The 21,671-nt window shown below is 68.8% G+C and carries 12 protein-coding genes and 3 rRNA genes; 7 read left to right on the top strand and 8 right to left on the bottom strand.

The window, feature by feature from the left end; all coding sequences use genetic code 11:
• Positions 1-39: 39 nt before the first annotated feature.
• The 5 genes from ACFCLZ_RS32490 to ACFCLZ_RS32470 all read right to left on the bottom strand — a co-directional run bounded on the left by ACFCLZ_RS32490 (position 40) and on the right by ACFCLZ_RS32470 (position 8,479).
• Entirely contained in the window at positions 40-2,535 is a 2,496-nt protein-coding gene (locus ACFCLZ_RS32490; RefSeq protein WP_380281458.1) for a sugar phosphate nucleotidyltransferase, read from the bottom strand.
• Between the two features lie 124 nt (positions 2,536-2,659).
• Complete coding sequence (locus ACFCLZ_RS32485; protein WP_380281457.1) at positions 2,660-3,280, bottom strand: CDP-alcohol phosphatidyltransferase family protein; 621 nt, start codon at positions 3,278-3,280, stop codon at positions 2,660-2,662.
• A gap of 97 nt (positions 3,281-3,377) precedes the next feature.
• Positions 3,378-3,494 (bottom strand): 5S ribosomal RNA (gene rrf, locus ACFCLZ_RS32480).
• 87 nt (positions 3,495-3,581) lie between these two features.
• A 23S ribosomal RNA gene (locus tag ACFCLZ_RS32475) occupies positions 3,582-6,701 on the bottom strand.
• A gap of 255 nt (positions 6,702-6,956) precedes the next feature.
• Positions 6,957-8,479: ribosomal RNA gene (locus ACFCLZ_RS32470) — 16S ribosomal RNA — on the bottom strand.
• The 16S, 23S and 5S rRNA genes sit together here, the layout of an rRNA operon.
• Positions 8,480-9,149: 670 nt before the next feature.
• Between ACFCLZ_RS32470 and ACFCLZ_RS32465 the strand changes: the two genes are divergently transcribed.
• Together ACFCLZ_RS32465 and ptsP are read left to right on the top strand one after the other, a co-directional pair.
• Entirely contained in the window at positions 9,150-9,599 is a 450-nt protein-coding gene (locus tag ACFCLZ_RS32465; protein WP_380281456.1) for a PTS glucose transporter subunit IIA, read from the top strand.
• Between the two features lie 101 nt (positions 9,600-9,700).
• Positions 9,701-11,371, top strand: coding sequence for a phosphoenolpyruvate--protein phosphotransferase (gene ptsP / locus ACFCLZ_RS32460; protein WP_380281455.1), 1,671 nt, complete (start codon positions 9,701-9,703; stop codon positions 11,369-11,371).
• An 85-nt stretch (positions 11,372-11,456) separates the two neighbouring features.
• On the opposite strand, the gene ACFCLZ_RS32455 is transcribed toward ptsP, so the two are convergent.
• Genes ACFCLZ_RS32455 through ACFCLZ_RS32445 form a run of 3 tightly spaced genes read right to left on the bottom strand, consistent with a single transcriptional unit; the run spans position 11,457 to position 15,159 of the window.
• Positions 11,457-13,595 (bottom strand): acetoacetate--CoA ligase, encoded by a 2,139-nt coding sequence (locus tag ACFCLZ_RS32455; protein ID WP_380281454.1) that lies wholly within the window; start codon positions 13,593-13,595, stop codon positions 11,457-11,459.
• A gap of 59 nt (positions 13,596-13,654) precedes the next feature.
• Positions 13,655-14,206, bottom strand: coding sequence for an NUDIX domain-containing protein (locus ACFCLZ_RS32450; RefSeq protein ID WP_380281453.1), 552 nt, complete (start codon positions 14,204-14,206; stop codon positions 13,655-13,657).
• Positions 14,203-15,159 carry an NUDIX domain-containing protein gene (locus ACFCLZ_RS32445; protein ID WP_380281452.1) on the bottom strand — a complete coding sequence of 319 codons (957 nt, stop codon included), beginning with the start codon at positions 15,157-15,159 and terminating at the stop codon, positions 14,203-14,205. The genes ACFCLZ_RS32450 and ACFCLZ_RS32445 overlap by 4 nt, the downstream gene beginning before the upstream one ends.
• A gap of 152 nt (positions 15,160-15,311) precedes the next feature.
• Here ACFCLZ_RS32445 and mmuM point away from each other — a divergent pair, with 152 nt between their 5' ends.
• The 5 genes from mmuM to ACFCLZ_RS32420 all read left to right on the top strand — a co-directional run bounded on the left by mmuM (position 15,312) and on the right by ACFCLZ_RS32420 (position 21,624).
• A complete protein-coding gene (mmuM, locus tag ACFCLZ_RS32440; protein WP_380281451.1) occupies positions 15,312-16,259 on the top strand; it encodes a homocysteine S-methyltransferase in 948 nt (315 codons plus the stop codon).
• A 175-nt stretch (positions 16,260-16,434) separates the two neighbouring features.
• On the top strand, positions 16,435-17,199 hold the full coding sequence (locus ACFCLZ_RS32435) for an IclR family transcriptional regulator (RefSeq protein ID WP_380281450.1): 765 nt from the start codon (positions 16,435-16,437) through the stop codon (positions 17,197-17,199).
• Between the two features lie 333 nt (positions 17,200-17,532).
• Positions 17,533-18,270 (top strand): MIP/aquaporin family protein, encoded by a 738-nt coding sequence (locus ACFCLZ_RS32430; RefSeq protein ID WP_380281449.1) that lies wholly within the window; start codon positions 17,533-17,535, stop codon positions 18,268-18,270.
• Positions 18,271-18,361: 91 nt separating this feature from the next.
• Positions 18,362-19,882 (top strand): glycerol kinase GlpK, encoded by a 1,521-nt coding sequence (glpK, locus tag ACFCLZ_RS32425; protein WP_380281448.1) that lies wholly within the window; start codon positions 18,362-18,364, stop codon positions 19,880-19,882.
• 146 nt (positions 19,883-20,028) lie between these two features.
• Positions 20,029-21,624 (top strand): FAD-dependent oxidoreductase, encoded by a 1,596-nt coding sequence (locus ACFCLZ_RS32420; RefSeq protein ID WP_380281447.1) that lies wholly within the window; start codon positions 20,029-20,031, stop codon positions 21,622-21,624.
• The last annotated feature ends 47 nt before the right edge of the window (positions 21,625-21,671 follow it).

Raw genomic sequence — 21,671 nt, 5'->3', positions numbered from 1 at the left:
GGGGCGGGGCGGCCCGAGCCGTCCCGCCCCGCCGCGGGCTCACCGCCCGGCGCCGTCGACCACCGCCGCCCACTCGTCGAGCAGGGCCTCGCTCGCCGCGTCGTCCGGGCCCTCCGCCCACAGGTGGGTGACCGCCTCGGCCGGGTCCGGCAGGACCAGCGTCCAGCGCCCGTCCGCCTCGACCACCCGGACGCCGTCCGTGGTGTCCAGCCGCCGGCTGCCGGCCGCCTCCACCACCGAGCGCATCACCATGCCCTTCGCCGCCCACGGCGTCGCGATGTCCCGCCGGCGGATGTGCGCCTGCGGGATCCGCGCGTCGATCTGGCTCAGCGTGAGCTGGGTGCGGGCCACCAGGCCGACCAGCCGGACGAACGCCGCCGCCCCGTCCAGCACCCCGCTGAACTCGGGCACCACGAAGCCGCCGCGCCCGTCGCCGCCGAACACCGTGCCCTCGGCGGAGGCCGCCTTGGCCAGGTCGTCCGGCGTCGTGGTGGTCCAGATGACCTGCGTGCCGTGGTACGCCGCGACCTGCTCGGCGATCCGGGTCGTCGTCACCGGCAGCGCCACCTGCCCGCTCCGCCGCTCGGCCGCGACCAGGTCCAGCAGGACCAGCAGCGCCCGGTCGTCGTCGATCACCCGGCCCAGCTCGTCCACGAAGGCCACCCGCTCGCCCACCGGGTCGAAGCGCACGCCGAAGGCCGCGCGGGAGGAGGCGACCAGCGCACCGAGCCGCGCCAGCCCGGCCCGCCGCTCCTCGGCGTCCTCGGTGGGCCGCGCCTCGTCGAGCCCGCTGGAGACGGTCAGCGCCTCCACTCCGAGCCGGCCGAGGATGCTCGGCAGGACGAGCGCCGCGCTGCCGTGCGCGGTGTCCACGACCACCTTCAGCCCCGCCTCCCGCACACCCGTGGTGTCCACGGTCCGCAGCAGGTTGCCCGCGTAGGAGTCGAAGACGCTGGACGGGAAGGTCAGGTCGCCGATCTCGCCGGGGAAGGCCCGCCGGTACTCCTGGCGCGCGTAGACACGGTCGAGCTTGCGCTGGCCGCCCTGGGAGAGGTCGGCCCCGCGCTCGTCGAAGAACAGGATGTCCAGCGAGTCCGGCACCCCGGGCGTGGTGCGCAGGAAGATCCCGCCCGCGCTGCCCCGCGCCGTGTGCTGCCGGGCCACCGGCATCGGCACGTTCTCCAGGTCGCGGACGTCGATCGCGCTGGTCTGCAGGGCGGAGATCATCGCCCGCTTCAGCGCTCTCGCACCACGCGAGTGGTCACGCGCGATGGTGACGGTCGCCCCCTTCTTCAGGGTCGTCGCGTACGCCCCGGCCAGCCGGACGGCCAGCTCCGGGGTGATCTCGACGTTGAGGATGCCGGAGACGCCGCGCACCCCGAACAGGTGCTCCTGGCCCCGGGACTCCCAGATCACCGAGGTGTTGACGACCGCCCCGGCCTCGATGGTCTTGAACGGGTAGACCCGGACGTTGGCCGCGATGATCGACTCCTCGCCGACCAGGCACTCGTCCCCGATCACCGCGCCGTCCTCGATCCGCGCGGCCCGCATCACATCGGTGTTCTTGCCGACGACGCAGCCGCGCAGATTGCTCTGCGGCCCGACGTACACGTTGTCGTGGACGACCGCCTTGTGCAGGAAGGCGCCCCGCTTCACCACGACGTTGCTGCCGAGCACGGTGTGCTCGCGGATCTCCACGCCGGCCTCGACCTTGGCGTAGTCGCCGATGTACAGCGGGCCGCGGAGCACGGCCTCCGGGTCCACCTCGGCGCCCTCGGCCACCCAGACGCCCGGGGAGATCTCGAACCCGTCGAGCTCGACGTCGACCTTGCCCTCCAGGACGTCCGCCTGGGCCTTGCCGTAGCTCTCGTGGGTGCCCACGTCCTCCCAGTAGCCCTCGGCCACGTACCCGTAGACCCGCTTGCCCTCCTTGAGCAACTGCGGGAACACGTCACTCGACCAGTCCACGGACTCGCCGGCCGCGACGTAGTCGAAGACCTCGGGTTCCATCACGTAGATACCGGTGTTCACGGTGTCCGAGAAGACCTGTCCCCAGGTCGGCTTCTCCAGGAAGCGCTCGACCCGGCCCTCGTCGTCGGTGATCGTGATCCCGAACTCCAGGGGATTCGGCACCCTGGTGAGGCAGACGGTGACCAGTGCGTTCTTACTGCGGTGAAACTCGATCAATTCCGAGAGGTCGAAGTCCGTCAACGCGTCGCCGGAGATCACCAGAAAGGAGTCGTCCTTCAGAGCGTCCTCGGCGTTCTTGACACTCCCCGCAGTGCCTAGTGGGGTCTCCTCGTTCGCATAGGTGAGATGCATGCCCAGCTCTTCACCGTCACCGAAGTAGTTCTTCACCAGTGAGGCCAGGAACTGGACGGTCACGACTGTGTCGGAGAGACCGTGCCGCTTCAGCAGCCGAAGCACGTGCTCCATGATCGGCCTATTGGCGACCGGAAGCAGCGGCTTCGGCATGCTGGAGGTCATCGGGCGAAGCCGAGTGCCTTCGCCCCCTGCCATAACAACGGCTTTCATTACGGGTGCGTCCTCCTTCGCGGTGGTGGGCCCTGCGGGTCCATCAAACCGTTCCAGAGGTGGTCTACCCGGAAGGTATCGTCCGACGCACCGTGGCGCCGTGGGAATTCTCTCAGATCACGTCTCAGACCGTGGACACCGAGGAGCCCGTGCCGCCGCGGATGATCTGTCGCACCTGGACCGCGTAGAGAATCGCGGCCCACCAGTACAGGACGGTGCCCCACCAGATGAACGCCCAGCTCACGATCTCGGCCGGCTGGGCGATCCAGGTGTCCCCGGAGCCGAGCAGCAGAAGCGGAAAGGCGTACATCAGGTTGAATGTCGCCGCCTTCCCCAGGAAACTCACCTGCAACGGTCCGTAGCCGTGCCGGTTGAGAATCGGCAGAAGCGCCGCGATAAACACCTCACGGGCCAGCAGGATCCCCGTCAGCCACCACGGCAGGATCTCACGCCAGGTCAGCCCGACCAGGGTGGAGAACACATAGAGCCGGTCCGCCAGCGGGTCGAGCAACTGCCCGACCCGGCTGATCTGACCCCATCTCCGGGCGAGTTTCCCGTCCAGGTAATCACTGATGCCACTGAGCATCAGAATCAGCAAGGCCCAACCGTCGTTGTTCGGTCCGTCGAACACCGGCCAGAGAATGAGCCAGAGGAAGAGCGGAACACCGACCAGCCGGCCCATGCTCAGCAGGTTGGGGATGGTGAGGACGCGATCGGTCTGGACCCGCGTCTCCTGGACCTCCACCCGGGGGCCTCCTGTCACGTCTAGCAACTACTGCATGTTGACCCTACAACAGAGAAGCCCCCGACCGGCGACCCGGCGGGGGCTTCTCATAAGAATTGTTCGGCGGCGTCCTACTCTCCCACAGGGTCCCCCCTGCAGTACCATCGGCGCTGTAAGGCTTAGCTTCCGGGTTCGGAATGTAACCGGGCGTTTCCCTCACGCTATGACCACCGAAACACTATGAAACTGTCAACCGCACCCACACCGTGACCAGACGTGTGGGGGTCGTTGTTTCAGAACAACACAGTGGACGCGAGCAACTGAGGACAAGCCCTCGGCCTATTAGTACCGGTCAACTCCACCCCTCACAGGGCTTCCATATCCGGCCTATCAACCCAGTCGTCTACTGGGAGCCTTACCCTCTCAAGGAGGTGGGAGTGCTCATCTCGAAGCAGGCTTCCCGCTTAGATGCTTTCAGCGGTTATCCCTCCCGAACGTAGCCAACCAGCCATGCCCTTGGCAGAACAACTGGCACACCAGAGGTTCGTCCGTCCCGGTCCTCTCGTACTAGGGACAGCCCTTCTCAACACTCCTACGCGCACAGCGGATAGGGACCGAACTGTCTCACGACGTTCTAAACCCAGCTCGCGTACCGCTTTAATGGGCGAACAGCCCAACCCTTGGGACCTACTCCAGCCCCAGGATGCGACGAGCCGACATCGAGGTGCCAAACCATCCCGTCGATATGGACTCTTGGGGAAGATCAGCCTGTTATCCCCGGGGTACCTTTTATCCGTTGAGCGACGGCGCTTCCACAAGCCACCGCCGGATCACTAGTCCCTACTTTCGTACCTGCTCGACCCGTCAGTCTCACAGTCAAGCTCCCTTGTGCACTTACACTCAACACCTGATTGCCAACCAGGCTGAGGGAACCTTTGGGCGCCTCCGTTACTCTTTAGGAGGCAACCGCCCCAGTTAAACTACCCACCAGACACTGTCCCTGATCCGGATCACGGACCCAGGTTAGACATCCAGCACGACCAGAGTGGTATTTCAACGACGACTCCACCATGACTGGCGTCACGGCTTCAAAGTCTCCCACCTATCCTACACAAGCCGAACCGAACACCAATATCAAGCTATAGTAAAGGTCCCGGGGTCTTTCCGTCCTGCTGCGCGAAACGAGCATCTTTACTCGTAATGCAATTTCACCGGGCCTATGGTTGAGACAGTCGAGAAGTCGTTACGCCATTCGTGCAGGTCGGAACTTACCCGACAAGGAATTTCGCTACCTTAGGATGGTTATAGTTACCACCGCCGTTTACTGGCGCTTAAGTTCTCAGCTTCGCCCCACCGAAATGGAGCTAACCGGTCCCCTTAACGTTCCAGCACCGGGCAGGCGTCAGTCCGTATACATCGCCTTACGGCTTCGCACGGACCTGTGTTTTTAGTAAACAGTCGCTTCTCGCTGGTCTCTGCGGCCACCCCCAGCTCGGAGTGCAAGACTCGTCACCAGGAATGGCCCCCCTTCTCCCGAAGTTACGGGGGCATTTTGCCGAGTTCCTTAACCATAGTTCACCCGAACGCCTCGGTATTCTCTACCTGACCACCTGAGTCGGTTTGGGGTACGGGCCGCCATGAAACTCGCTAGAGGCTTTTCTCGACAGCATAGGATCATCCACTTCACCACAATCGGCTCGGCATCAGGTCTCAGACTATGTGTTGCGCGGATTTGCCTACGCAACGTCCTACACCCTTACCCCGGGACAACCACCGCCCGGGCTGGACTACCTTCCTGCGTCACCCCATCGCTCACCTAATACGAGGTTGGATCGCCGGCTCCACCACTCCCCATTGTCCGAAGACTCCGGGACGGTTTCACGGGCTTAGCATCACTCGGTTCAGCGTTGGCGCTTCAAAGCGGGTACGGGAATATCAACCCGTTGTCCATCGACTACGCCTGTCGGCCTCGCCTTAGGTCCCGACTTACCCTGGGCAGATCAGCTTGACCCAGGAACCCTTGGTCAATCGGCGCAAGAGTTTCCCACTCTTGTATCGCTACTCATGCCTGCATTCTCACTCGTATACCGTCCACGACTGGTTTCCACCGCCGCTTCACCCGGCACACGACGCTCCCCTACCCATCACAGCAGGCGTTGGCCCTTCATGCTGCAATGACACGACTTCGGTGATGTGCTTGAGCCCCGCTACATTGTCGGCGCGGAATCACTTGACCAGTGAGCTATTACGCACTCTTTCAAGGGTGGCTGCTTCTAAGCCAACCTCCTGGTTGTCTCTGCGACTCCACATCCTTTCCCACTTAGCACACGCTTAGGGACCTTAGTCGGTGTTCTGGGCTGTTTCCCTCTCGACCATGGAGCTTATCCCCCACAGTCTCACTGCCACGCTCTCACTTACCGGCATTCGGAGTTTGGCTAAGGTCAGTAACCCGGTGAGGCCCATCGCCTATCCAGTGCTCTACCTCCGGCAAGAAACACGTGACGCTGCACCTAAATGCATTTCGGGGAGAACCAGCTATCACGGAGTTTGATTGGCCTTTCACCCCTAACCACAGGTCATCCCCCAGGTTTTCAACCCTGGTGGGTTCGGTCCTCCACGAAGTCTTACCTCCGCTTCAACCTGCCCATGGCTAGATCACTCCGCTTCGGGTCTTGGGCATGCAACTCAAACGCCCTATTCGGACTCGCTTTCGCTACGGCTACCCCACACGGGTTAACCTCGCTACACACCGCAAACTCGCAGGCTCATTCTTCAAAAGGCACGCAGTCACGGCCCACCAGCAAGCTGATGAACGACGCTCCCACGGCTTGTAGGCACACGGTTTCAGGTACTATTTCACTCCGCTCCCGCGGTACTTTTCACCATTCCCTCACGGTACTATCCGCTATCGGTCACCAGGGAATATTTAGGCTTAGCGGGTGGTCCCGCCAGATTCACACGGGATTTCTCGGGCCCCGTGCTACTTGGGAGTTCTTCAAACGAGCCGTACAGATTTCGCCTACGGGGTCTTACCCTCTACGCCGGACCTTTCGCATGTCCTTCGACTATCCATACGGTTTCTGACTCGCCGACCGGCCGGCAGACCGATCAAGAAAAATCCCACGACCCCATCAGCGCAACCCCTGCCGGGTCTCACACGCTCATGGTTTAGCCTCATCCGGTTTCGCTCGCCACTACTCCCGGAATCACGGTTGTTTTCTCTTCCTGCGGGTACTGAGATGTTTCACTTCCCCGCGTTCCCTCCACATACCCTATGTGTTCAGGTATGGGTGACAGCCCATGACGACTGCCGGGTTTCCCCATTCGGAAACCCCCGGATCAAAGCCTGGTTGACGGCTCCCCGGGGACTATCGTGGCCTCCCACGTCCTTCATCGGTTCCTGGTGCCAAGGCATCCACCGTGCGCCCTTAAAAACTTGGCCACAGATGCTCGCGTCCACTGTGCAGTTCTCAAACAACGACCAGACACCCACCTGACAAAGCATGGGACCGGCATCACTGAGGTACGTTTCCGTTCCCTCAGGACCCAACAACGTGCCCGACACCCAGAATCGATCAACCGCGTTCCACGCCGAAGCAGTACTAGCGAAAGCCAATCCTGTGTGCCGAATAGTCAACGTTCCACCCATGAGCAACCGTGCAGGACATTCGCCTGCAAGCGGCATATTGCTCCTTAGAAAGGAGGTGATCCAGCCGCACCTTCCGGTACGGCTACCTTGTTACGACTTCGTCCCAATCGCTGGTCCCACCTTCGACGGCTCCTCCCCTTACGGGTTAGGCCACCGGCTTCGGGTGTTACCGACTTTCGTGACGTGACGGGCGGTGTGTACAAGGCCCGGGAACGTATTCACCGCAGCATGCTGATCTGCGATTACTAGCAACTCCAACTTCATGGGGTCGAGTTGCAGACCCCAATCCGAACTGAGGCCGGCTTTTTGGGATTCGCTCCGCCTCACGGCATCGCAGCCCTTTGTACCGACCATTGTAGCACGTGTGCAGCCCAAGACATAAGGGGCATGATGATTTGACGTCGTCCCCACCTTCCTCCGAGTTGACCCCGGCAGTCTCCTGTGAGTCCCCATCACCCCGAAAGGCATGCTGGCAACACAGAACAAGGGTTGCGCTCGTTGCGGGACTTAACCCAACATCTCACGACACGAGCTGACGACAACCATGCACCACCTGTATACCGACCACAAGGGGGCGACTATCTCTAGCCGTTTCCGGTATATGTCAAGCCTTGGTAAGGTTCTTCGCGTTGCGTCGAATTAAGCCACATGCTCCGCTGCTTGTGCGGTCCCCGTCAATTCCTTTGAGTTTTAGCCTTGCGGCCGTACTCCCCAGGCGGGGAACTTAATGCGTTAGCTGCGGCACCGACGACGTGGAATGTCGCCAACACCTAGTTCCCAACGTTTACGGCGTGGACTACCAGGGTATCTAATCCTGTTCGCTCCCCACGCTTTCGCTCCTCAGCGTCAGTAATGGCCCAGAGATCCGCCTTCGCCACCGGTGTTCCTCCTGATATCTGCGCATTTCACCGCTACACCAGGAATTCCGATCTCCCCTACCACACTCTAGCCTGCCCGTATCGAATGCAGACCCGGGGTTAAGCCCCGGGCTTTCACATCCGACGCGACAGGCCGCCTACGAGCTCTTTACGCCCAATAATTCCGGACAACGCTCGCACCCTACGTATTACCGCGGCTGCTGGCACGTAGTTAGCCGGTGCTTCTTCTGCAGGTACCGTCACTTGCGCTTCTTCCCTGCTGAAAGAGGTTTACAACCCGAAGGCCGTCATCCCTCACGCGGCGTCGCTGCATCAGGCTTTCGCCCATTGTGCAATATTCCCCACTGCTGCCTCCCGTAGGAGTCTGGGCCGTGTCTCAGTCCCAGTGTGGCCGGTCGCCCTCTCAGGCCGGCTACCCGTCGTCGCCTTGGTAGGCCATTACCCCACCAACAAGCTGATAGGCCGCGGGCTCATCCTGCACCGCCGGAGCTTTACACCCAGGACCATGCGGTCCCAGGTCATATCCGGTATTAGACCCCGTTTCCAGGGCTTGTCCCAGAGTGCAGGGCAGATTGCCCACGTGTTACTCACCCGTTCGCCACTGATCCACCCCGAAGGGCTTCACCGTTCGACTTGCATGTGTTAAGCACGCCGCCAGCGTTCGTCCTGAGCCAGGATCAAACTCTCCGTGAATGATTACCCGGCCCCGATATTTAACCGAGCCGGTTCACACCCGCGTTGAGCGGCACGGCAACCACCGGAATTAGGCGGCCCCGCGCACTGCGTCCTCGCTAGTGTTATTTCAAAAGGAATCTCCAACCCCGAAACAAGTCCGAGGCCGGGGATGTCAACATATCTGGCGTTGACTTTTGGCACGCTGTTGAGTTCTCAAGGAACGGACGCTTCCATCAGGCGGCTTTCACACCGGCCCTCCGGGCGCTTCGTTCTTTCGTGTTTCGAGCTTACCAGATCCGTTTCCCGGCGCTTAACCGGTGCTTTTCGCATCCGAAATCTGGTGTTAACCGCCGACTCGCGGCGACTCGACCAACCATAGCGGGTCCCCGGCCGGAGCGCGAATCGAGCCGCGCCGAGGTTCACCCGCCCGGACGCGTGATTTGTTGCTCTCGCGAGCATATACAGCAATGGTCCCGATTCGCCAAGATGCCTGTAGAGTGCGGCGCATCGGCCAAGAGGACTAGACCACTAGAGGTCGGCGAGATGGCCGGCCGGTGCGGGTGGGCGGCACGGTCGACCACCCGGGAATGTCAGCGGATGTCCGAAGTTGACATGATTTAGGCTTCAGTCGATCGCCCTGCCGCCTTCGCGGCCGCTCGCCTGTATTGCGCACTTGGGAGGCTCAACCATGACCACTGTGACGTCGCCGCTGACCGGCAAGGTCGTCGGGCTCGCCGGCGTGCCGGACCCCGTGTTCTCGGGTGCGATGGTCGGCCCCGGCACCGCGATCGACCCCGTGCGCGAGCAGACCGAGGCCGTTGCCCCGGTGGACGGCGTGGTCGTGTCGATGCACCCGCACGCGTTCGTCGTCGTCGACGCGGACGGGCACGGTGTCCTGACGCATCTGGGCATCGACACCGTCCAGCTGAACGGTGAGGGCTTCGAACTGCTCGTCAGCAAGGGCGACACCGTCACCCGCGGCCAGGCCGTCATCAAGTGGGACCCGGCCGCCGTCGAGGCCGCCGGCAAGTCGCCGATCTCGCCGATCGTCGCGCTGGAGGCCTCCGCCGACGCGCTGGGCGGACTGCTGGAGAGCGGGGAGGTCGCCGTCGGCGACGCCCTGTTCGACTGGAGCTGACCTCTCCCCTTCCTTCGCTACACACCCGCCCCGCCGTCCAGGCCGGGGCGGCCCGGCACACAGCGGTACCCGGCGGGGCCGCCTCACTCACGGAGACAGACATGGAGAAGACGCTGCGCGGCGTGGGTGTCAGCCACGGGGTCGCGATCGGCCAGGTGCGGCACATGGGGACGGCGGTGCTGGAGCCCCCGGCCTCCCAGATCCCGACCGAGGACGCTCCGCGCGAGCAGGCCCGTGCCCAGGCGGCCGTCGAGGCGGTGGCCGCGGACCTGATCGCCCGCGGCAACCTGGCCGGCGGCGAGGCCCAGGCCGTGCTGGAGGCCCAGGCGCTGATGGCGCAGGACCCGGAGCTGATGGCCGACGTCGCCCGCCGGATCGCGGTCGGCAGCAGCGCCGAGCGCGGCGTCTACGACGCCTTCGCCTCCTACCGGGCGCTGCTCGCCTCCGCCGGGGAGTACCTGGCGGGCCGGGTGGCCGACCTGGACGATGTGCGCAACCGCATCGTCGCGCGGCTGCTGGGCGTGCCGATGCCGGGTGTGCCGGACAGCGACGAGCCGTACGTGCTGTTCGCCCGGGACCTCGCGCCGGCCGACACCGCGCTGCTGGACCCGACGCTGGTGCTCGGCTTCGTGACCGAGGAGGGCGGCCCGACCAGCCACAGCGCCATCCTGGCGCGGGCCATGGGCGTGCCGGCCGTGGTCGCCCTGCCGGCGGCGACCGATGTCGCCGAGGGCACGGTCGTCGCCGTGGACGGCAGCTCCGGTGACGTGCTGATCGAGCCGAGCGAGGAGAAGAAGGAGGAGCTGCGCCGGATCGCCGCCGAGCGCAAGGCGGCGCTCGCCGCCTCCTCCGGCCCGGGTGCCACCTCCGACGGCCACAAGGTGCCGCTGCTGGCCAACGTCGGCGGTCCGGGCGATCTGCCGGCCGCGCTGGCGGCGGGCGCCGAGGGCGTCGGGCTGTTCCGCACCGAGTTCCTCTTCCTGGACGACTCGGCGAAGGCGCCCAGCGAGGAGAAGCAGGTCGAGGCGTACCGCAAGGTGCTGGAGGCGTTCCCGGAGAACCGGGTCGTCGTCCGGGTGCTCGACGCGGGCGCGGACAAGCCGCTGGACTTCCTCACCCCGGCCGACGAGCCGAACCCGGCGCTGGGCGTGCGCGGTCTGCGCACCCTGCTGGAGCACCCGGAGGTGCTGCGGACCCAGCTGCGGGCACTGGCGACGGCCGCCGAGGGCCTGCCGGTGCACCTCGAGGTGATGGCCCCGATGGTGGCCGACCGCAAGGACGCCAAGGAGTTCGCCGAGGCGTGTCGTGAGGCCGGACTGAGCGCCAAGTTCGGCGCGATGGTGGAGATTCCGTCGGCCGCGCTGCGGGCGCGCTCGATCCTCCGGGAGGTCGAGTTCCTGTCGCTGGGCACCAACGACCTCGCCCAGTACACCTTCGCCGCCGACCGCCAGGTCGGTGCGCTGGCCCGTCTCCAGGACCCGTGGCAGCCGGCGCTGCTCGACCTGATCGCGTTCGCGGCCGACGCCGCGCGGGCCGAGGGCAAGAGCTGCGGCGTCTGCGGCGAGGCCGCGTCGGACCCGCTGCTGGCCGTGGTGCTGACCGGTCTCGGTGTCACCAGCCTGTCGATGGGCGCGGCGTCGATCCCCTACGTGCGGACCGCGCTGGCCAAGTACACGCTGGCGCAGTGCCGCCGGGCCGCCGAGGCGGCGCGGGCGGCGGACAGCGCCGAGGAGGCGCGGGCCGCGGCGCAGCAGGTGCTGTCGGGCGAGTAGCCGGGAAGCCGCCGGAGAACACCAGGAGGGGCCCTTCCACAGCCACAGTGGAAGGGCCCCTCCGGTGTGTCCGGCAGCTTCCCGGCTACTGCGCGGCGGCGGCGCGGTCGCGGCGGAGCTGCTCGAACCAGCGGAGGTGGTCGAGGTTGTCGACGGAGCCGGGGTTGACGGCCTGGTCGAGCGGGGTGCCGGAGAGCAGGCGCTTCACCGGGACCTCGATGCGCTTGCCGGTCAGGGTGTGCGGCAGTCCGCGGACGGCGATGACCTCGTCGGGGACGTGGCGCGGGGAGAGCTCGGTGCGCAGCGAGGTGCGGATGCGGCCGATGAGGTCGTCGTCGAGCTCGGCGCCGGGGGTGAGGACGACGAAGAGCGGCATCCAGTAGCCGCCGTCGGGCTCTTCGAGGCCGATGACCAGGGATTCGGCGATCTCGGGGAGGCGTTCGACGACCTCGTAGATGTCCGAGGAGCCCATCCGGACGCCCTGGCGGTTGAGGGTGGAGTCGGAGCGGCCGTGGATGACGACGGTGCCGCGGGAAGTGACGGTGATCCAGTCGCCGTGGCGCCAGACGCCGGGGTACATGTCGAAGTAGCTGTCGTGGTAGCGCGTTCCCTCGGGGTCGTTCCAGAAGCCGGTGGGCATCGAGGGGATGGGCTTGGTGACGACGAGTTCGCCGACCTCGTCGGTGAGCGGCCGGCCGTTGACGTCCCAGGACTCGACGGCGGCGCCGAGGCAGGGGGCCTGGATCTCGCCGAGGTGGACGGGGAGGGTGGGGACGCCGCCGACGAAGCAGGAGCAGACGTCGGTGCCGCCGCTGACGGAGGCGAGCCAGACGTCCTCCTTCACCTCGTCGTAGATCCAGCGGAAGCCGTCGGGCGGCAGCGGGGAGCCGGTGGTGCCGATGCAGCGGACGGCGGAGAGGTCGAGGTCGCGGCCGGGGTGCAGGTCGGCCTTGCGACTGGCGATGACGTAGGCGGCGGAGGTGCCGAGGACGGTCGCGCCGGTGCGGGCAGCCACGGACCAGAGGGCGCCGGTGTCGGGGTGGCCGGGGCTGCCGTCGTAGGTGACGATCGTGGACCCGACGAGGAGGCCGGCGAGGAGGAAGTTCCACATCATCCAGCCGGTGGAGGTGTACCAGAGGAAGCGGTCGGCGGGGCCGAGGTCGAGGTGGAGGCCGGCCTGCTTGAGGTGCTCGACGAGGATGCCGCCCTGGCTCTGCACGATGGCCTTGGGCAGGCCGGTGGTGCCGGAGGAGTAGAGGACCCAGAGCGGGTGGTCGAAGGGGACCTGCTCGAAGACCGGCGCGGTGTCGGCGGCGACCAGGTCGTCCCAGGTCAGGGCTCCCTCGGGGGCGGGGGCGCCGAGCAGGGGGACGTGCACGACGGTGCGCAGCGACGGGAGTTCGCGGCGGAGTTCGGCGACGACCTCGGTGCGGTCGTGGTCCTTGCCGCCGTAGTGGTAGCCGTCGACGGCGAAGAGGACGACGGGCTCGATCTGCTGGAGGCGGTCGAGGACGCTGCGGGCTCCGAAGTCGGGGGCGCAGCTGGTCCAGACGGCGCCGACGGCGGCGGTGGCGAGGAGGGCGACGGCGGCCTGCGGGATGTTGGGCAGGTAGGCGCCGACCCGGTCGCCGGGGCGCACGCCCCGGGCCCGGAGGGCGGCGGCGAGGGAGCCGACCTGGCGGCGGAGTTCGGCCCAGGTGAGGACGACGGGCTCGTCGGTGGTCTCGTCGAGGTGGAGGATCGCCGGGCGGTCGGCGTTGGCCCCCTTCTCAGCGTCGGGGCCGTCCTCGCCGGCGCGCAGGGCGTGTTCGGCGTAGTTGAGGCGGGCGCCGGGGAACCAGCGGGCGCCGGGCATCGCGGGGTCGGCGAGGACGGCGTCGGGCGCCTCGGTGAAGCGGACGTCGTACCACTGGGTGACGGCGGTCCAGAAGCGGTCGAGGTCCTCGACCGACCAGGCGTGCAGGGCGGCGTAGCGGGCGGCGGCCTGGTCGTCGTCGGCAGCGGGAGCGAGCGGGGCGGCCGGGGCGCCGTGGTGCTCGGCGGCCCAGGCCTGGAAGGCCACGATCCCGGTGCCGGCGGCACGAGCGGGGTTGGGGCGCCAGAGTGGCTGGTTCTGGGGTGGGGTGCTCACGGTGGTGGTCTCCCGGCCGGTGATGAGGGCGGACGGGGATGCTTGTGGCAGGGCCCGCGTCCGGTTGGGGGCTGTCGGTGCAGACCCTGCCATGTGATCGGCCGGTGCGCCAGGGTCTGCCCTGCCGGTCGGTCGGCGGCCTGGTTGCCTGGTCAGAGGCGGGTGAACTCGCCGTTGAACCAGGAGCGGGAGACGCGGGTGTGGAAGGGGAAGGCGAGCGGGGTCTCGGGGGTGGCGAGCTGCCAGCCGTCGGTCTCGTCGGTGGGGACGGAGGGCGGGAGGGCGGCGAGCGGGCGGGCGGGGAGCAGGCCGAAGAGGCAGAGGAAGCCGCCGTTGGTGTCGGAGTCGGTGGCGACCAGGGTGATGTCCGCGGCCTCGGCGAGGATGCCGGTCTCCTCGCGCAGTTCGCGCACGCAGGCCTGCTGCCAGCTCTCGCCGTAGTCGACGTAGCCGCCGGGGAGGGCGAGTTCGCCGTAGCCGGGCTCGATGGTGCGACGGATCACCACGAGTCCCGGGGCGGTGTCGGCGGGCGCCGTGATCGGGAGGAGGGTGACGACGACGGGCAGCGGGTTGCGGTAGCTGATCTCGGTGCAGCGGGGGCAGGTCCGGGGCCAGGCGCAGGTGCCGGGCGGGTAGGGGGTGCCGCAGAAGTGGCAGTGGGAGTTGGCTTGGTGGCGCACCGTACCGGCCTCGTGAGTCGTCATGGCCGGATGGTAGTGCGGGCGGACGGGGGCGGGGCGGGGGTCGCGGGATCCGGGCGGGGATCACTGCGGGTGGGGCGCAGCAGCGCGGGGTGGAGGAGGCAGGCGTCGCCGGCGTGGTAGGTGCGGGCGCGGGGGCCGCCGCGGGCGCCGCCGCGGTCGGTGGTGCTGCCGGTGCCCTCGACGAAGCCGGGGACGGAGAGCACCTTGCGGTGGAAGTTGCCGGGGTGGAGCTTCTCGTCCCAGACGGCCTCGTAGACGGCGCGCAGCTCGGGGATGGTGAAGTCGTGGTGGAGGAAGGCGGTGGCCAGCGGGCTGTACTCGATCTTGGCGCGGGCGCGGTCGAGGCCGTCGGCGAGTATCCGGGCGTGGTCGAAGGCGAGCTCGATGGGGGTGAGGCCGCCCGGTTCGAGCGGCTCGGCGGGCTCGGACGGCTCGGCGGAGCCGGTGCGCCCGTCGACGCCACCCCCGTGGGTGTCGGCGGGCGCACCGGCGGTCTCGGACCGGCCGGCGGGCCGGAGGTCGAGGGCGGTGACGGGGTGCCAGGCCGCGTGGGCCGCGTCGGTCCCGGCCTGCGGGTCGGGCAGGTCCGGGGCGAAGGCGAGGTAGGCGACGGAGACCACGTGCATCCGCGGGTCGCGCTCGGGTATGCCGTAGCTGCCGAGCTGTTCGAGGTGGATGCGGCTGAGGGCCGCCTCGGCCTCGACCGTGCCGTGCAGGCCGGTCTCCTCGGCGAACTCGCGGGCGGCGGCCTCGTCGAGGCTCTCCTCGCCGGCCCGCAGGAAGCCGCCGGGCAGGGCCCAGCGGCCCTGGTAGGGCGGCAGGGCGCGCTCGACGAGCAGGACGTGCAGGCGGCCGTGGCGCAGGGTGAGGGCGACGACGTCGACCGTGACGGCGACCGGGGTGAAGGCGCGCGGGTCGTAGGCGGCGAGCCACTCCTGCTCGGTGGTGTCCACGGGCGCGCTCCTCTCTGCCGCCGGACGGGCGTCCTTCTCGGAATGAGCACAACGTAGCGACCTCTTGACTCTGCGGCAAATCATTTTCCGCACCACTCCCCCGCCCACCGGCTTCTACCCTGTGACCAGGACGTTCACCCGAGGAGGCCGCGATGGAAGCGCCCCGCACACCCGGTGCACCCGGCTTCGCCGCCGCGCTGGCGGCCGGGCCGCTGGTGCTGGACGGCGGACTCTCCGACCAGCTGGCGGCGGCCGGCCACGACCTGGCGGACGAGCTGTGGTCGGCGCGGCTGCTGGCGGACGCGCCGGAGGCGGTGCTGGCGGCGCACCGGGCGTACTTCGCGGCGGGCGCGCAGGTCGCGATCACCGCGAGCTACCAGGCGGGCTTCGCCGGCTTCGCCCGGCGCGGGATCGGCCGGGACGGGGCGGCCCGGCTGCTGGCGCGCAGCGTGGAGCTGGCGCGGGAGGCGGCGCGCGGGCTGCCGGGGCCGCGCCGGTGGGTGGCCGCGTCGGTCGGGCCGTACGGGGCGGTGCTGGCGGACGGCTCGGAGTACCGGGGCCGGTACGGGCTGACGGCGGCCGAGCTGGAGGCGTTCCACCGGCCGCGGCTGGAGGCGCTGGCGGCGGCGGGCCCGGACGTGCTGGCGCTGGAGACGGTGCCGGACGTCGAGGAGGCGCGGGTGCTGCTGCGGGCGGTGCGGGGGCTGGGGGTGCCGGCCTGGCTGTCGTTCGGCGCGGCGGGCGGGCTGACCCGGGCCGGGCAGCCGCTGGCGGAGGCGTTCGCGCTGGCGGCGGAGGCGGACGAGGTGGTGGCGGTGGGGGTGAACTGCTGCGCGCCCGAGGAGGCGGACCGGGCGGTGCCGCTGGCGGCGCGGGTCTCCGGCAAGCCGGTGGTGGTGTACCCGAACAGCGGTGAGGGCTGGGACGCGGCGGCCGGGGCGTGGTGCGGCGAGCCGACCTTCGAGGCGCGGCGGGTGGCCGGGTGGCTGGCGGCCGGGGCGCGGCTGGTGGGCGGCTGCTGCCGGGTCGGGCCGGACGCGATCCGGGCGGTGGCCGCGGAGGTGGCGGCGGAGGTGGCGGCCGCCGGACGGGCGGGCTGATCCCCCGGACCGGCCGCGCGGACCGTCCGGGGCCGCGGGCGGTCCGGGCGCCCGGCCGGCGGGCCGGGGCGGGGTTACCGAGGGGGAAGGTGCACGGAACGGCGACGGCCTGGCAGACTCGTGCCGTCACCACTGCGGTCGACATTGTCGACCGCCTCTCAGCGCGGAGGTACCCATGCCCGGCCCGATCCAGTCGCTTTCCCGGGCCGCCGCGATCATGCGCCTGCTGGCCGGCGGCGAGCGCCGTCTGGGCCTGTCGGAGGTCGCGACGGCGCTGGGCCTCGCCAAGGGCACCGCGCACGGCATCCTGCGCACCCTCCAGCAGGAGGGGTTCGTGGAGCAGGACCCGGAGAGCGGCAAGTACCAGCTGGGCGCCGAGCTGCTGCGGCTCGGACAGAGCTACCTGGACGTCCACGAGCTGCGGGCGCGGGCCCTGGTGTGGGCCGACGACCTGGCCAGGGCTGCCGGGGAGACCGTCTACCTCGGGGTGCTGCACCAGCGCGGGGTGCTGATCGTGCACCACGTGTTCCGGCCGGACGACACCCGGCAGGTGCTGGAGGTCGGCTCGATGCAGCCGCTGCACTCGACCGCACTGGGCAAGGTGCTGCTGGCCTACGACCCGGTGGCGCGCGGCGAGCTGGGCGAGGGTCCGTTCGAGTCGTACACCGCGCGGACGCTGACCGAGCCGGCGGACGTGGACGCCGAGGCGGCGCTGATCCGCGAGCGCGGCTGGGCGGACTCGGTGGAGGAGACCTGGGAGGGCGTGGCCTCGATCGGCGCGCTGATCCAGGACCGGCGGCGCAACCCGGTGGGCGCGGTCTGCATCAGCGGCGCGGTCGAGCGGGTCTGCGAGGACGGCTTCGTGAAGCCCTCGCTGGTCGCGTCGGTGCGCAGCGCGGCGCGCGCGATCTCCCGGGACCTGGGCGCCGGGCGGTTCTGAGCCGCGGGCCCGCCGACACACCGGAGAACACCCCGGAGGCACCCCCGAGACACACCGGAGAAACGTTCACGCAGAGGCGCGGACGGGCGAAATGCCCGTCCGCGCCTTACCGTTTTGTCCAAAATTCCACCTATCCATCCGCCAACACCGGGTAGCACGGCGAGCCAAGGGTCACAGCTGCGTAACCCGGCCTTGACGCGAGGGCGACCCGGGGAGGAAGCTTCCGCATGACGGTCGACATTGTCGAACGATGGCCGTGCAGATCACTCCCACAAGGCGCTCACCCGCCCAGCGATCGCCCGGCCCCTGCCCCCACCCGCACCTCCGGGCCATATGGACAAGGGAGTCTTTGTGTCCGCGTTCTCCAACGGCGACATCTTCGTCGGCGAAACCCTCGGCACCGCCGCGCTGATACTCCTCGGTGGTGGCGTCTGCGCCGCCGTGACGCTCAAGAAGTCGAAGGCCCTCAACGCCGGCTGGCTGGCGATCACCTTCGGCTGGGGCTTCGCGGTGATGATCGCCGCCTACATGTCGGCCCCGAAGTCCGGCGCGCACCTGAACCCGGCCGTGACCCTGGCCATCGCCGTCGACACCGGCGACTGGAGCAAGGTCCCGATCTACCTCGTCTCCCAGCTGATCGGCGCGATGATCGGCGCCGTCCTCGTGTGGCTCACCTACCTCGGCCAGTTCCAGGCCAACCAGGAGCCCACCCTCGGCATCTTCTCGACCGGCCCCGAGATCCGGAACCCGGTCCAGAACCTGCTCACCGAGATCATCGGCACCTTCGTGCTCGCCCTGGCCATCCTCACCCAGGGCCTGACCAAGGGCCTCGGCCTCTCCGGCACCGGCATCCTGATCGTCGCCTTCACCGTCGTCGGCATCGGTCTGTCCCTCGGCGGCCCGACCGGGTACGCCATCAACCCGGTCCGCGACCTCGGCCCGCGCATCGTCCACTCGCTGCTGCCGATCCCGAACAAGGGCGGCTCGGACTGGTCCTACGCCTGGATCCCGGTGGCCGGCCCGGTCATCGGCGGTCTGCTGGCCGGCGGCCTGTACCACCTCGCGTTCTGACCGACGGGGTTTGTGCCCCGCCCGCCCCCGGGGACTGACCCGAGAGTCAGGCCCACCCTCCCCCGCACACCTTCTCGAGCCGAGGACCCTCATGACCTCCACGGGCAACTACATCGCCGCGATCGACCAGGGCACCACCTCCAGCCGCTGCATCATCTTCGGCGCCGACGGCCGCATCGTCTCCGTCGACCAGCAGGAGCACCGGCAGATCTTCCCCCAGCCCGGCTACGTCGAGCACGACGCCACCGAGATCTGGACCCGGGTGCAGTCGGTCGTCCGCGGTGCGCTGGAGAAGGCCGGCCTGACCAGGGACGACATCCGCGCCGTCGGCATCACCAACCAGCGCGAGACCACCGTCCTGTGGGACCGGCACACCGGCGAGCCGGTGCACAACGCGCTGGTGTGGCAGGACACCCGCACCGAGGCCCTCTGCCGCGAGCTGGGCCGCAACGTCGGCCAGGACCGCTTCCGCCGCGAGACCGGCCTCCCGCTGGCCAGCTACTTCGCCGGCCCGAAGATCCGCTGGCTGCTGGACAACGTCGAGGGCCTGCGCGAGCGCGCCGAGGCCGGCGACATCCTCTTCGGCACCATGGACACCTGGGTCATCTGGAACCTCACCGGCGGTGTCGACGGCGGCCGGCACGTCACGGACGTGACCAACGCCAGCCGCACCATGCTGATGAACCTGCACACCCTGGAGTGGGACGAGAAGATCGCCGAGTCGATGGGCGTGCCGATGGCCGTCCTGCCGGAGATCCGCTCCTCCGCCGAGGTGTACGGCGAGGCCGTCGGCGACCTGGCGGGCGTGCCGGTCGCCTCCGCGCTCGGCGACCAGCAGGCCGCGCTGTTCGGCCAGACCTGCTTCGACGAGGGCGAGGCCAAGTCCACCTACGGCACCGGCACCTTCCTGCTGCTCAACACCGGCGAGAAGGTCGTCAACTCCTACCACGGCCTGCTGACCACGGTCGGCTACCGGATCGGCGACCAGAAGCCGGTCTACGCCCTGGAGGGCTCGATCGCCGTCACCGGCTCGCTCGTCCAGTGGCTGCGCGACCAGCTCGGCATCATCTCCACCGCCGCCGAGATCGAGACCCTGGCCAACACGGTCGAGGACAACGGCGGCGCCTACTTCGTCCCGGCCTTCTCCGGCCTGTTCGCCCCGTACTGGCGCTCCGACGCCCGCGGTGTGATCGCCGGCCTCACCCGGTACGTCACCAAGGGCCACCTGGCCCGGGCCGTCCTGGAGGCCACCGCCTGGCAGACCCGCGAGGTCGTCGACGCCATGCAGAAGGACTCCGGGGTCGAGCTCACCGCCCTCAAGGTCGACGGCGGCATGACCAGCAACAACCTGCTCATGCAGAACATCGCCGACGTCCTGGACGCCCCGGTCGAGCGCCCGTACGTGGCCGAGACCACCGCCCTGGGCGCCGCCTACGCGGCCGGCCTGGCGGTCGGCTTCTGGAGCGACCTCGACACCCTGCGGGCCAACTGGCACCGCGCCGCCGAGTGGACCCCGCGGATGGACGAGGCCACCCGGGAGCGCGAGTACAAGAAGTGGCTCAAGGCCGTCGAGCGCACCATGGGCTGGGTGGAGGAGGAAGAGACCGACTGACCGCGACGCCGGTCGGGGCAGCCGCCCCGGCCGGCCCGCTCCCGTTCCACCGGCCCGCCGCACCGGGCCACCGGCCTCTCCGCAGGGGCCGTACGCACACCGAGAGGAGTAACGGCGCCGCCCGACCCGCGCGCCGTACACACACCATGGCTACCATTCCGACCCTGGGCGCCGAGCTGACCGCCGGCCGCACCGCCTCCCGCGCCGAGACCCGCGAACTGCTCGGCAAGGCCACCTACGACCTGCTGGTGATCGGAGGCGGCATCCTCGGCACCGCCGTCGCCTGGACCGCGTCCCAGGCCGGTCTCAAGGTCGCCATGGTCGACGCCGGCGACTTCGCCGGCGCCACCTCCAGCGCCTCCTCGAAGCTGGTCCACGGCGGTCTGCGCTACCTGCAGACCGGCGCGGTCAAGCTGGTCGCCGAGAACCACAAGGAGCGCCGCGCGCTCTCCACCGACGTCGCCCCGCACCTGGTCAATCCGCTGACCTTCTTCGTCCCGGTCTACAAGGGCGGCCCGCACAGCGCGCCCAAGCTCGGCGCCGGCGTGTTCCTGTACTCCGCGCTCTCCGCCTTCCGCGACGGCATGGGCCGGGTCTCCACCGCCGCGCACGCCGCCCAGCAGGTGCCCGCGCTGCGCACCGAGGGCCTGCGCTCGGTGGCCGTCTACGGCGACCACCAGATGAACGACTCGCGCGTCGCGGTGATGACGGTGCGCGCCGCCGTCGAGGCCGGCGCGGTCGTGCTCAACCACGCCGAGGTCACCGGCCTGCGCTTCACCGGCGGCCGGGTCACCGGCGCCGAGCTGAAGGACCGGATGGACGGCACCGAGTTCGGCGTCGACGCCCGCCTGGTGCTGAACGCCACCGGCCCGTGGGTGGACCACCTGCGCCGGCTGGAGGACGCCGGCGCCGCGCCGTCGATCCGCCTGTCCAAGGGCGCCCACGTGGTGGTCAAGCGCCGCTCCCCGTGGCGCGCCGCGCTGACCATCCCGATCGACAAGTACCGCGTCTCCTTCGCCATCCCGTGGGAGGACCACGTCCTGCTCGGCACCACCGACGAGGAGTACACCGGCGACCCGAAGGACGTCCGGGCCACCGAGGCGGACGTCGACCAGATCCTCGGCGAGGCCGCGCACGCGATCCGCGACGAGCACCTCGACCGCGACCTGATCACCTACACCTTCGCCGGCCTGCGGGTGCTGCCCGGCGGTCCGGGCGACACCGCCGCCGCCAAGCGCGAGACGGTCGTCACCGAGGGCAAGGGCGGCATGCTGTCGGTCGCCGGCGGCAAGTGGACCACCTACCGCCACATCGGGCGCACCGTACTGGAGAAGCTGGCCCACGTGCCCGGCACCTCGCTCGGCGAGGACATGTCCCCGATCGCCCCGACCGTGCCGCTGCCGGGCGTCGGCGCCCCGAACGCCGTCGCGCACCGCCTGCTGATCGACCGCGAGCCCGGCTCGCGGATGGAGCCGCTGGTCGCCAAGCACCTGGCCAGCCACTACGGCACGCTGTCCTTCGACATCGCCCGGATGATCGACGAGAACCCGGAGCTCGGCCGGCCGATCCACGAGGACGGCCCGGACGTCTGGGCGCAGGTCGCCTACGCGGCCGACCACGAGTGGGCGTACACCGCGGACGACGTGCTGCGCCGCCGCACCACGATGACCGTCCGCGGCCTGGACACCCCGGAGGTCCGGGCCGAGGTGGACGCCTTCCTCACGCAGCGTGGAACCAAGTAGACACAGCCTCGCGCAGCGCGGGACGAAGGAGGAGCAAGAACCCTCCA

Origin of the sequence: Kitasatospora purpeofusca (assembly GCF_042691725.1) — a bacterium.
GTDB classification, from domain to species: Bacteria; Actinomycetota; Actinomycetes; order Streptomycetales; family Streptomycetaceae; genus Kitasatospora; species Kitasatospora purpeofusca_B.
This window is presented reverse-complemented; position numbering and strand designations above follow the sequence as displayed.

Bases quoted from the DNA above. Each gene is read 5' to 3' on its own strand.
- ACFCLZ_RS32490 (WP_380281458.1), bottom strand. From the start codon at position 2,535: ATGAAAGCCGTTGTTATGGCAGGGGGCGAAGGCACTCGGCTTCGCCCG.
- ACFCLZ_RS32465 (WP_380281456.1), top strand. From the start codon at position 9,150: ATGACCACTGTGACGTCGCCGCTGACCGGCAAGGTCGTCGGGCTCGCC.
- ptsP (WP_380281455.1), top strand. From the start codon at position 9,701: ATGGAGAAGACGCTGCGCGGCGTGGGTGTCAGCCACGGGGTCGCGATC.
- ACFCLZ_RS32455 (WP_380281454.1), bottom strand. From the start codon at position 13,595: ATGGCAGGGTCTGCACCGACAGCCCCCAACCGGACGCGGGCCCTGCCA.
- ACFCLZ_RS32450 (WP_380281453.1), bottom strand. From the start codon at position 14,206: ATGACGACTCACGAGGCCGGTACGGTGCGCCACCAAGCCAACTCCCAC.
- mmuM (WP_380281451.1), top strand. From the start codon at position 15,312: ATGGAAGCGCCCCGCACACCCGGTGCACCCGGCTTCGCCGCCGCGCTG.
- ACFCLZ_RS32435 (WP_380281450.1), top strand. From the start codon at position 16,435: ATGCCCGGCCCGATCCAGTCGCTTTCCCGGGCCGCCGCGATCATGCGC.
- ACFCLZ_RS32430 (WP_380281449.1), top strand. From the start codon at position 17,533: ATGGACAAGGGAGTCTTTGTGTCCGCGTTCTCCAACGGCGACATCTTC.
- glpK (WP_380281448.1), top strand. From the start codon at position 18,362: ATGACCTCCACGGGCAACTACATCGCCGCGATCGACCAGGGCACCACC.
- ACFCLZ_RS32420 (WP_380281447.1), top strand. From the start codon at position 20,029: ATGGCTACCATTCCGACCCTGGGCGCCGAGCTGACCGCCGGCCGCACC.